Genomic DNA, 10,828 nt, shown 5'->3' with positions numbered 1-10,828 from the left:
GTCAGGCGATCCGCGATCTGGCGACCTTAGAGCTGATCGAGAGCTGACCACCATGACCGAATTGGCCGGACAGACCGTCGTCGTGATCGGCGGCAGCGCAGGCATCGGACTGGAGACCGCGCGACGCGCCCGGGCCGAAGGTGCCGACGTCATCCTGACCGGCCGCAACCCCGACCGGCTCAACGACGCGGCGCGCGATGTCGGCGCCAAAAGCACTGCGGCCTTTGACGTCAACGACTCTAGCGCGGTGCAGGGATTCTTCGCCGATCTGCCCGCACCGATCGACCATGTGATGGTGACCGCCGGCGGCCCGACCTACCGGCCGTTGCTGGAGATGGACACCGACCAGGTGCGCAATGCGATCAGCGGGCACGTGGTGCGCTATCTCAATGTGGCGCGCAACGCCGCTGGCAAGATGCGGGCCAGCGGCAGCTTGGTGTTCATGGGTGGTACCGGCGGTCGGCGCATCAGTCGCGACCTCGGGATCGTCTCCGCGGCGACCGCCACCCTGCCACCGTTCACCGCGACTCTGGCCCTTGAGCTGGCGCCGGTCCGGGTGAACCTGATTGCGGCCGGATTCGTCGACACGCCGCTGTCGGCATCGCTGCTCGGTGACCGCCTCGACGAGCGCCGCGACGAACTGCGCGCGATGCTTCCGATCGGACGGGTGGTCGGGCCCGCCGACGTCGCCGCGCTCGCGGTCCACCTGATGAGCAACACGGCGCTCACCGGCGCGACCTACGACATCGACGGCGGCCAGCAGTTCGTGTGACTTCAGCGCTGCGCCGCTCTGACGAGGTTCGACCCGATGATCAGGCGCTGTATCTCGCTGGTGCCTTCATACAGCCGCAGTAGGCGAACGTCGCGGTAGATGCGCTCCACGGGGACCCCACGCATATATCCACTTCCGCCGTGGATCTGCACCGCGAGGTCTGCGACTTGGCCGGCCATCTCGGTGCAGAACAGCTTGGCCGCCGACGGCGCAATCCGACGATCCTCGCCGGTGGCCCACTTGCGGGCAACGTCGCGGACCAGGGCGCTGCCGGCCAGCACCCCGGATTGCTGGTCGGCCAGCATCGCCTGCACCAGCTGGAAGCTTCCGATCGGCGTGCCACCCTGCGTCGCGGTCGCTGCGTATGCGACGGACTCGTCGAGTGCACGCTGGGCGGCCCCCACCGCGATCGCGGCGATGTGCACCCGGCCGCGCGCCAGTGCGGTCATCGCCGCCCGGTAGCCGATGTCTTCGCTGCCGCCGATGAGGGCGTCGTTTCCGACTCGGACGTCGTCGAAGCTGACGTCGGCGGTCCAGGCGCCTTCCTGGCCCATCTTGGCGTCCTTGGCTGCCACGCTGACACCTTCGGCGTCCCCGGGAACCAGAAAGACGGCAATACCCGGGCCTTGGTCGTCGGCGGGCCGGGTGCGGGCGAAGACCACGAACAGGCCGGCGACGGGTGCGTTGGTGATGAAGCGTTTCTGCCCGGAGATCACCCAATCGCCGTCCTCACGAACGGCTTTGGTGCGCAACCCGGCCGGATTGGACCCGGCGCCGGGCTCGGTCAGCGCGAAGGAGGCGACGACGTCGCCGGATGCGATCCGCTCCAGCCAGCGGCCCTTCTGCTCGTCGGTGCCGAACCCGACAAGGACCTGCCCGGCGATGCCGTTGTTGGTTCCGAACATCGACCGCAGCGCCAGCGAGGTGTAGCCCAGCTCCATTGCGAGCTCGACGTCTTGCATGAGGTTCAGCCCGAGGCCACCCCACTCCTGGGGAATCGCGTAGCCGAACAGACCCATCTTCTTGGCATGGTCGCGCAGGTCGTCGGGCACTCGATCGTCGGCCAGGATCTCCTGTTCGCGCGGGACTACCACATCACGGACGAAGTGACGGGTCGCGGCCAGGATCTCCCGGAAATCCTCGTCGGTAACTTCGGGGCCTACTTCGGCGGTAGTCATGGGTGACGCTCCTCACTGGCAGGCTGGTTACCACTCAGAATCCTATATGAAATATGATATTCGAATGACGGGTGTCCGTCGGAACCATGAGAGTTAGGGGTGCGTGATCCAGATGTCACTGCTAAGAGGTCAGACCGCGGTCGTCACAGGTGGAGCGCAAGGACTGGGCTATGCCATTGCCGAGCGATTCATCGCCGAGGGCGCGCGGGTTGTGCTCGGAGATGTGAATCTCGAGGCGACCGAGATCGCCGCCAAGCAACTCGGCGGCGAAGACGTGGCCGTCGCCGTGCGTTGCGACGTGACCCAGTCCGACGAGGTCGACGCTCTGATCAAGACCGCCATCGAGCGCTTCGGCGGCCTGGACATCATGGTCAACAACGCCGGGATCACCCGCGACGCGACGATGCGCAAGATGACCGAAGAGCAGTTCGACCAGGTCATCAACGTGCACCTGAAGGGGACCTGGAACGGCACCCGCCTGGCCGCGGCGATCATGCGCGAACAGAAGCACGGCGCGATCGTGAACATGTCCTCGGTGTCGGGCAAGGTCGGCATGGTCGGCCAGACCAACTACTCGGCGGCGAAGGCCGGCATCGTCGGGATGACCAAGGCGGCCGCCAAAGAGCTTGCGCACGTCGGGGTCCGGGTCAATGCGATCGCGCCCGGCTTGATCCGCTCTGCGATGACAGAAGCCATGCCGCAACGCATTTGGGACGCAAAGGTCGCCGAGGTTCCGATGGGCCGGGCCGGTGAGCCCAGCGAGGTAGCCAGTGTCGCGCTGTTCCTCGCATCAGATCTCTCGTCGTACATGACCGGAACCGTCATGGAAATCACCGGCGGCCGGCATCTCTGACATGAATAACAAAGTGCGCCAGGCCGTCATCTGTGAACCCGTACGGACGCCGATCGGCCGTTACGGTGGAATGTTCAAGACCCTCACTGCTGTGGAGCTCGGGGTTGCGGCCCTGAAGGGCCTGGTGGAACGGACCGGACTCGCACCGGACGCGGTGCAGGACGTGATTCTCGGACACTGCTATCCGAGCAGCGAGGCACCGGCGATCGGGCGCGTGGTGGCGCTGGATTCCGGTCTGCCGGTGACGGTTCCGGGTATGCAGGTCGACCGGCGCTGCGGGTCGGGCCTGCAGGCGGTGATCCAGGCCTGCTTGCAGGTGGCCAGCGGCGACAATGACCTGGTCATCGCCGGCGGCTGCGAAAGCATGAGCAATGTCGCCTTCTATTCCACCGACATGCGTTGGGGCGGAGCCCGTTCCGGTGTGCGGGTGCACGACGGCCTGGCTCGCGGCCGCACCACTGCCGGTGGCCGCCACTACCCGGTGCCGGGCGGAATGCTGGAGACTGCCGAGAACTTGCGCCGCGAGTACCACATTTCCCGGCAGGAGCAGGACGAGCTCGCGGTGCGGTCGCACCACCGTGCGGTGGCCGCGCAGAAAGACGGGATCCTGGCAGAGGAGATCATTCCGGTTGCGGTGCGTACCCGGCAGGGCGAGGAGCTGGTCGACACCGACGAGCACCCACGCGCCGATACGTCGGTAGAGTCGCTGAGCAAGCTCAAACCCGTTCTGCTGGGCGAAGATCCAGAGGCGACGGTCACGGCCGGCAACGCCAGCGGGCAGAACGACGCGGCGTCCATGTGCGTGGTGACAACGCCGGAGAAGGCCGACGAGTACGGCCTGCGGCCGCTGGTCCGGCTGGTGTCGTGGGCGTCGGCCGGCGTGGCGCCCAACATCATGGGCATCGGACCGGTGCCGGCGACCGAGGCCGCGCTCGCCAAGGCCGGCCTGCAGCTGCACGACATCGACCTCATCGAACTCAACGAAGCCTTTGCCGCGCAAGCGCTTGCGGTGATGCGGGAATGGAATTTCGGCCCCGCCGACCATGATCGAACCAATGTGCACGGCTCGGGAATCTCACTGGGTCATCCGGTCGGAGCGACGGGCGGCAGGATACTGGCCACGTTGGCGCGCGAACTCAACCGCCGCCAGGCGCGATATGGGCTGGAGACCATGTGCATCGGCGGCGGCCAGGGGCTCGCCGCGGTCTTCGAACGGGTCTCCTAGGCATGAACCCGCTGGCCGGTATCAGCGTCGTCGAGGTATCCAGCTTCGTCGCCGCACCGCTGTGCGGCATGACGCTGGGCCAGCTCGGCGCGCAGGTGATCCGCGTCGACCCGATCGGGGGCGCTTCCGACACCCGGCGATGGCCGTTGTCGGCGGATGGCACGTCGATCTACTGGACCGGCCTGAACAAGGGAAAGCGTTCGGCCACCATCGATCTGCGTTCGCCGGACGGCCAGGAGCTGGTCCGGCGGCTCATCGTCGAGGGCGACGGCATCGTCGTCACCAACGCCGTGCTGCCCTGGCTGAGCCACGATCTGCTGGCCGCCGAACGTCCCGACGTCATCCATGTGCAGCTACTCGGGCGCGGCGACGGATCCACCGGGGTGGACTACACCGTCAACGCGGCCATCGGATACCCACTCGTCACCGGTCCGGCTAACCACGCCGGCCCGATCAACCACGTGTTGCCGGCCTGGGATGTGTGCTGCGGACTGTATGCGGCGCTGGCCGTCGTCGGCGCTGTCCGCCACCGCGACCAGTCCGGGAAGGGCACGCGGATCAGTCTGGCGTTGGAGGATGTCGCGTTGGCCACCGCCGGAAACCTGAGCCTGTTGACCGAGCCTCAGGTGATCGGGACGCAGCGCGAGCGTATGGGCAACTCCATCTACGGCCAGTACGGCCAGGACTTCACCAGTCGTGACGATGTCGTGTTCATGGTGGTTCTATTGACCGGCAGGCACTTTCGTGACCTGGTCGAAGTGACAGGCACCGGGCGTGCGGTGTCGGCGCTCGCCGAGGCACTCGGTGTGGACTTCAACGCCGAAGGCGATCGGTATCGCTACCGCGACGTGCTCTCCGGCTTGTTCGCCACCTGGTTCGGCGAGCACACGGCTGAGGAAGTCACCGCGGCGCTGTCGGACACCACCGTGCTGTTCGAGCGGTACCGGACCTTCGCCGAAGTGGTCGAAGACCCCAAAGTCACTGCCAACCCGCTTTTCTCCCGATTGCACCAACCGGGCGTCGGCGAATATCTGGCACCCGGCATGCCGACCGCCTTCGACGGCGCTCATCCCGCCGCCGTGCCGGCCCCCGCCCTGGGGCAAGACACCACCGACGTCCTCACCCAGTGCCTGGGATTGACGGTCGAGGACATCACGCGCCTGTCGGGAGCAGGCACGATCGGAGGACACCCATGACCAAACTCGCCCAGACGCTGGGTCTGACCGAATTCCAGACCGAGATCATCACGACGGTAAGGCAATTCGTCGACAAGGAGATCATTCCCAACGCTCAGGAACTCGAACGCCACGACACCTACCCGCAGCACATCGTGGATCAGATGCGAGACATGGGCCTGTTCGGCCTGATGATTCCGCAGGAGTACGGCGGGCTGGGGGAGTCGCTGCTGACCTACGCGCTGTGCGTCGAGGAGTTGGCACGCGGCTGGATGAGCATCTCCGGGGTCGTCAACACCCACTTCATCGTGGCGTACATGCTGCGCCAGCACGGCACCGACGCGCAGAAGCAGCGCTTCCTGCCGCGGATGGCGACCGGCGAAACCCGCGGGGCTTTTTCGATGTCGGAGCCCGAGCTGGGTTCCGACGTCGCCGCGATCAGGACCCGCGCGCAGCAGAACCCCGACGGCACCTACACCATCAACGGCCAGAAGATGTGGCTCACCAACGGCGGCAGCTCGACGCTGGTTGCCGTCCTGGTGCGCACCGACGAAGGCGCAGACAAACCGCACCGCAACCTGACCGCTTTCCTGATCGAAAAGCCAACGGGCTTCGGTGAAGTCGCGCCGGGGCTGCTGATACCGGGCAAGATCGACAAGCTGGGCTACAAGGGCATCGACACCACCGAGCTCATCTTCGACGGCTACCAGGCAAGCGCCGACGACGTTCTCGGCGGTACCCCGGGGCAGGGCTTCTTCCAGATGATGGACGGTATCGAGGTCGGCCGGGTCAACGTGTCGGCGCGAGCTTGCGGTATCGGCATTCGTGCCTTCGAGCTCGCGGTGCGCTACGCCCAGCAGCGCCACACCTTCGGCAAGCCGATCGCCGAGCACCAGGCCATCGCGTTCCAGCTGGCTGAGATGGCCACCAAAGTCGAAGCGGCGCACCTGATGATGGTCAACGCGGCACGGTTGAAGGACTCGGGGGAGCGCAACGATGTCGCGGCCGGTATGGCCAAATACCTTGCCAGTGAATACTGTTCCGAGGTCACCCAGCAGAGCTTCCGGATCCACGGCGGCTACGGCTACTCCAAGGAGTACGAGATCGAACGGCTGATGCGGGACGCGCCGTTCCTGCTTATCGGCGAGGGAACCAGCGAAATCCAGAAGCAGATCATCAGCAAGCGGCTGCTGGCCGAGTATCGGGTGTGAGACGATGACCGGCCCGGATTTCGCTGCGCGGCCCCAACTTTCCGAGGACGTCGCACGCTTCGTCCGCAAGAGGATCTTCGACGGCAGCTACGCGGCGGGCCAGTACATCCGGCTGGACCAGTTGGCCGCGGAGTTGGGGATCAGCGTGACCCCGGTGCGCGAGGCGCTCTTCGCGCTGCGGGCCGAAGGCTGGATCGCCCAGCAGCCGCACCGGGGGTTTGTGGTCCTGCCGGTGACCGAGCGGGATCTCGCCGACGTTGCGAACGTGCAGGCGCACGTCGGCGGCGAGCTCGCGGCGCGGGCGGCCCTCAAAATCACCGACGACCAGCTGCACGGGCTGAAGGAGATCCAGAACCAGCTGGAGCAGGCCTACGCCACCGGTGACGAGGAGCGGACGGTTCGGCTCAACCACGAATTTCACCGGGCCATCAACGTCGCCGCGGATTCGCAAAAGCTCGCCCAGCTGATGTCGCAAATCACCCGCTACGCACCCGAATCGGTGTTCCCGGCAATCGAGGGCTGGTCCGACCAGTCGATCAAGGACCACCGGCGGATCTTATCTGCGCTGCAAATACACGACGACAAGCTCGCCCGGAGGGCGATGTCGGAACATCTTGCCGCCGGCGCGGTTCCGTTGATCGACCACCTCACGGCGCGTGGCGTGGTCGCGGACGGGAGCCGCCCGGCTTGACTCGCCGAGCGGTCAAAATAGGCGCATATCAACCACGTTCGACGCGCTAATGGCGTCGACCACGAACCCCGCGACGTGTGACGCAAGTATGAAACCACGGGTCGTATGGGTTGGCGGCCAAGCCACGGGCATACGAGTCGACGTGGTCTTTGCCGCTGTAGCCGCAGGCGCCCGCCAAGGCGCGCGCCCACCAGGGCCCGCGGTCACGACGAGTCCGCATTTTCTCTTCCTTTCTGAATCCCCTCTCGCCGACCGGGAGGGGTTTTCAGTACAGGGTGACGGCACCCCCTTGACGGATTCTTGAAGCCTCGACGAGGAGGTGAGGTTAGACTGCCAAGAGGGTGGACACCGTGGTAGGGAGTGGTAGGGAGAGCAAGATGCCCCCAGCCGTGATGTTTCGCGCATCGGCCGGATTCGTTGCCTGCGTGGCAGCGATCGCCTTCGCGGCGCCGGCCGTTGCCGATCCGATGGACCCGATCCCGGGGAACGGTGTTTTCCAGGTGGGACCCGACATAGTGCCCGGTCTCTACCGCACGGCCGGGTCGGCGTCGCCCTTCGGGGTTTGGATAAACAATGTGCCGACCCCGGAATCGATGTGCTCGTGGTTCACCTACAGCACCGCCGATGCGAACAAGGAGCACGTACTGCAGGCGAATACCTCGGTCGGTCCGATGTACGCGACTATTCCGTCATCGGTCAAGGCCTTCGAGTCGCATAACTGTCAGCCCTGGACGCGGGTCCCTTAGGGCTGGTTCGCTTCGCTCAACATCCCGCGCAGTCGCCGGACGTCGACCTTGCCGGTGCCCCCGCGCGGGACGTCCTCTTCGGAATTCAGCAACAGCCATATCGTCGGCACCTTGAAGGCGCTCAGCAATTCGCGCGCGGAGCTTTGCAGCTGCTCGGCGGTGAGGCCGCTACACACCACCGCGGCGCCTGCCCGTTCGCCCTTGACGCTGGGCACGTTCGTGACGAAAGCCTTCTCGACGCCGTCGATGGAGCGCAGCGCTCGCTCCACCTCTGCGGGATAGACGGTGGCGCCGCTGACTTTGAACATGTCGTCGGATCTGCCGTGGTAGAACAGGAATCCGTGCTCGTCGAGGTGGCCGAGGTCGCCGGTGGGGTAGAAGCCGTCGGCGGTGAACAGGTCTTCTCGGCTGCGGCGACAGATGCCGCGCAATGTGTGCGGTCCCCGGATCTGGATCATGCCAACGGTTGCAGCCGGAACGGGATCACCGGTGTCGGGGTCGACGATGCGAACCTCCATGCCGGGGAACGGCTTTCCGCAACTTCCCCAGGCCGCCTCCGGCATGTCGGTGTCGGCTGGGTAACCGCAGTACGGCCCGAACGCCTCCGTCATGCCGAACAACCTGGCCCGCGCTCCGGGTTGAGACCTTTGGTGGGGTGGTAGCAGGGCCTCCAGGCTGCCCGGGCGCAGCGCCGAGAGATCGACATCGGCTGTAACCGCGTGCCGCGCGAGTGTTTCGGCCTGATCGGGCCAGCCCCGAAACAGCGTGACCCGTTCGCTTTCCAGAAGGCGCAGGGTCGTTTCGGGCCGTGGCGTTTCCTCGGTCACCAGGGTGGCACCGGCCAGCAGCGTGGACAGTATTCCGCTGCCGAAGCCGCCCACCCAGAAGAACGGCATCGGCAGATACAGGCGGGTCTCCGACGTGATGCAGCGCGCCGCGAGGCCCGACCGCACCGCACTCAATGCGTTGCCGTGCGAATGCAGGACGCCTTTGGGTGCACCGCTGCTGCCCGAGGTGAACATGATGACCAACGGATCGGCGGGAGTCACCGTCCGGGTCATGGCGTCGACGATTCCTCGTGCACGCTCGCCGGCGGCGAGACGGTCGAGCTGGTCGAGAGACCAAACTTGGCGCAGGGCCGGGAGTTCGGCTTTCCGCGCCGACGCGAGGTCCTCCAGATACCGATGCCCGCGGAATTCTTCGACGCTGACCAGGAATTGCACCGCAGCCATCCGTAGCTGCGCGATCAGCTCGCCGGCTTGCAACAGGGTGCTCAACGGAACCAGCACGGCGCCGACACGGGTCAGCGCGATGGCGATCTGCACCCAACGTGCGCTGTTGGGCATGATCAGCCCGACCCGGGTGCCCTTGCTCACACCGGCTTCGACGAATGCCGCCGCTAAATCCGTTGTGGTGAAATCGAGTTCGTGATAGCTGACGCGGCATGACGGATCGATCGCCATCGGCTTGGAACCGTGGTCGGAGGCCTGCAGGCGCACCAGCCGGTCGACGGTGTCAGGCATCGAACAGCTTCTTCAGTTGCCGAGTGTCTACCTTGCCGCTGGACAGCAGCGGGAGCTCCGCACGCGGCAGGGCGAGGAACCGCTTGGGGATTTTGTACGACGACAATTCGTCCTTGAGGCGCTCACGCAGCGCGGTTTCGTCCAACCGCGGCTGGACGATTACGGCGGCAACCAGCTCTCCGCGTTCGGCATCTGGAATACCGACGACATGGCCCACCATTCCGAGCTTGGCGATGGCCTTCTCGACCTCGGCGGCCGACACGTTGGCGCCGGCCGTTTTGATCATCGCGCTGAGCCGGCCGACGAAGTAGATGAACCCGTCGGCGTCGGCGCGTACCAAATCGCCGGTGTGGAACCAGCCGTCGGCGTCGAAGCAATCTTCGCGACTGCGTTTGTAATAGCCTTGCATCACGTACGGCCCGCGGATGCACAGCTCGCCGACCCCCGACGAGTCTGACTCGATGATCATGGTCTGAAATCCCGGTGCCGGCTTGCCGAATGATCCACGCCGCTGTTCGGGCTGGTCGGCCTCGTCGCCGCTGATCAGCAGGACGCTGCCGGCCTCGGTCATGCCCAGCATGTTGTGCCGCAATTCTGGGTCGGCCGGCCGGGCATCGGGCGCCATGATCGGGTACAGGTTGCCGCGTCGCATCGACGACAGGTCCCGTCCGGCGAAGCTCGGGTGATCGGCCAGATGAGCGACGGCGGCCGCGAAACCATTGGTCATGGTGGGCTTTTCGGCTTCGAGCAAGTCCAGGGTCGCGGCTGGGTCGACGGCATTGGAGCACACCAGCGTCGAGCCGGCGACCAACGTGGCGAGCAGACCGAAGCCGAACCCGCCGATCCAGAAGAACGGCGAATTGCAGAACAGTTTGTCTGTCGCCGTCAAACCGCGGATCTCGTTGAGATTCTGCTGATGTCCCAGCAACGCGGCGTGGGTGTGCACCACTCCTTTCGGGGTGCTGGCAGAGCCCGATGTGTAGACGATGGCCAGCACATCCGAGCCGTCGACATCGTCTTGCATCGCGCTGAACAGGGCCGCGTCGACGCTGTCGGCGAGCCGGTACACCCGATCGATGCCACAGACCTGACGCAACTGCGGTGCGGCAGCACAGAAACCATCGAACTCGGAATCCCCCAGCGCCTGGGCGAGCCGCTGCACATAGTCATGGGAGCGGAACGACTCGGCGTTCAGCAGAATCCCGACATCGCTGTGGACCAGCTGCTCGCTCAGCTCCCGGGCAGTGACGAGGGTGGAGAACGGCACGACCACCGCGCCGATGCGTGCCGCCGCCAGCATCCCGACGACGAACTCGGTGCCATTGGGATAAAGCAGGCCCACGTGCGTGCTTTTGCCGGCGCCGAGCGCGATCAGTCCGCGGGCGAGCTCTGCTGAGCGGCTTTCGGCCTCGGCGTAGCTGATCCGGTCGCCATCGCAAACCAGCAGCGGGTGG

At 65.8% G+C, this 10,828-nt stretch carries 10 protein-coding genes; 7 read left to right on the top strand and 3 right to left on the bottom strand.

The window, feature by feature from the left end; genetic code table 11:
* Positions 1-52 precede the first annotated feature (52 nt).
* Positions 53-772: an SDR family NAD(P)-dependent oxidoreductase gene (locus tag VML93_RS04360; RefSeq protein WP_325608047.1), complete on the top strand. Its 720-nt coding sequence runs from the start codon at positions 53-55 to the stop codon at positions 770-772.
* Between the two features lie 2 nt (positions 773-774).
* Here VML93_RS04360 and VML93_RS04355 read toward each other — a convergent pair whose 3' ends face one another.
* Positions 775-1,950, bottom strand: coding sequence for an acyl-CoA dehydrogenase family protein (locus tag VML93_RS04355; protein ID WP_325608044.1), 1,176 nt, complete (start codon positions 1,948-1,950; stop codon positions 775-777).
* Between the two features lie 112 nt (positions 1,951-2,062).
* Between VML93_RS04355 and fabG the strand changes: the two genes are divergently transcribed.
* The 6 genes from fabG to VML93_RS04325 all read left to right on the top strand — a co-directional run bounded on the left by fabG (position 2,063) and on the right by VML93_RS04325 (position 7,851).
* A complete protein-coding gene (fabG, locus tag VML93_RS04350; protein WP_325608042.1) occupies positions 2,063-2,803 on the top strand; it encodes a 3-oxoacyl-ACP reductase FabG in 741 nt (246 codons plus the stop codon).
* Between the two features lies 1 nt (position 2,804).
* A complete protein-coding gene (locus tag VML93_RS04345) occupies positions 2,805-4,028 on the top strand; it encodes an acetyl-CoA C-acetyltransferase (protein WP_325608040.1) in 1,224 nt (407 codons plus the stop codon).
* Between the two features lie 2 nt (positions 4,029-4,030).
* Positions 4,031-5,224 (top strand): CoA transferase, encoded by a 1,194-nt coding sequence (locus VML93_RS04340; RefSeq protein ID WP_325608038.1) that lies wholly within the window; start codon positions 4,031-4,033, stop codon positions 5,222-5,224.
* On the top strand, positions 5,221-6,414 hold the full coding sequence (locus tag VML93_RS04335; RefSeq protein ID WP_325608036.1) for an acyl-CoA dehydrogenase family protein: 1,194 nt from the start codon (positions 5,221-5,223) through the stop codon (positions 6,412-6,414). The genes VML93_RS04340 and VML93_RS04335 overlap by 4 nt, the downstream gene beginning before the upstream one ends.
* A gap of 4 nt (positions 6,415-6,418) precedes the next feature.
* Positions 6,419-7,105 carry a GntR family transcriptional regulator gene (locus VML93_RS04330; RefSeq protein WP_325608034.1) on the top strand — a complete coding sequence of 229 codons (687 nt, stop codon included), beginning with the start codon at positions 6,419-6,421 and terminating at the stop codon, positions 7,103-7,105.
* 377 nt (positions 7,106-7,482) lie between these two features.
* Entirely contained in the window at positions 7,483-7,851 is a 369-nt protein-coding gene (locus VML93_RS04325) for a hypothetical protein (RefSeq protein WP_414686277.1), read from the top strand.
* Here the strand turns inward: VML93_RS04325 and VML93_RS04320 are convergent.
* Both VML93_RS04320 and VML93_RS04315 read right to left on the bottom strand, forming a co-directional pair.
* Positions 7,848-9,374: a class I adenylate-forming enzyme family protein gene (locus tag VML93_RS04320; protein ID WP_325608032.1), complete on the bottom strand. Its 1,527-nt coding sequence runs from the start codon at positions 9,372-9,374 to the stop codon at positions 7,848-7,850. The two genes, VML93_RS04325 and VML93_RS04320, sit on opposite strands and share 4 nt — an antisense overlap.
* On the bottom strand, positions 9,367-10,828 hold a 1,462-nt coding region (locus VML93_RS04315; protein WP_325608030.1), incomplete at its 5' end, for a class I adenylate-forming enzyme family protein. The genes VML93_RS04315 and VML93_RS04320, both read right to left, overlap by 8 nt.

Source organism: Mycobacterium sp., assembly GCF_035499775.1.
Lineage (GTDB): Bacteria > Actinomycetota > Actinomycetes > Mycobacteriales > Mycobacteriaceae > Mycobacterium.
The sequence above is the reverse complement of the archived record's forward strand: the minus strand, read 5'-3'. Positions and strand labels throughout refer to the sequence as shown.

Excerpts from the sequence above, each read along its gene's own strand:
- VML93_RS04355 (WP_325608044.1), bottom strand. The coding sequence starts at position 1,950 with ATGACTACCGCCGAAGTAGGCCCCGAAGTTACCGACGAGGATTTCCGG.
- VML93_RS04335 (WP_325608036.1), top strand. The coding sequence starts at position 5,221 with ATGACCAAACTCGCCCAGACGCTGGGTCTGACCGAATTCCAGACCGAG.
- VML93_RS04325 (WP_414686277.1), top strand. The coding sequence starts at position 7,483 with ATGCCCCCAGCCGTGATGTTTCGCGCATCGGCCGGATTCGTTGCCTGC.
- fabG (WP_325608042.1), top strand. The coding sequence starts at position 2,063 with ATGTCACTGCTAAGAGGTCAGACCGCGGTCGTCACAGGTGGAGCGCAA.
- VML93_RS04345 (WP_325608040.1), top strand. The coding sequence starts at position 2,805 with ATGAATAACAAAGTGCGCCAGGCCGTCATCTGTGAACCCGTACGGACG.
- VML93_RS04320 (WP_325608032.1), bottom strand. The coding sequence starts at position 9,374 with ATGCCTGACACCGTCGACCGGCTGGTGCGCCTGCAGGCCTCCGACCAC.
- VML93_RS04360 (WP_325608047.1), top strand. The coding sequence starts at position 53 with ATGACCGAATTGGCCGGACAGACCGTCGTCGTGATCGGCGGCAGCGCA.
- VML93_RS04340 (WP_325608038.1), top strand. The coding sequence starts at position 4,031 with ATGAACCCGCTGGCCGGTATCAGCGTCGTCGAGGTATCCAGCTTCGTC.
- VML93_RS04330 (WP_325608034.1), top strand. The coding sequence starts at position 6,419 with ATGACCGGCCCGGATTTCGCTGCGCGGCCCCAACTTTCCGAGGACGTC.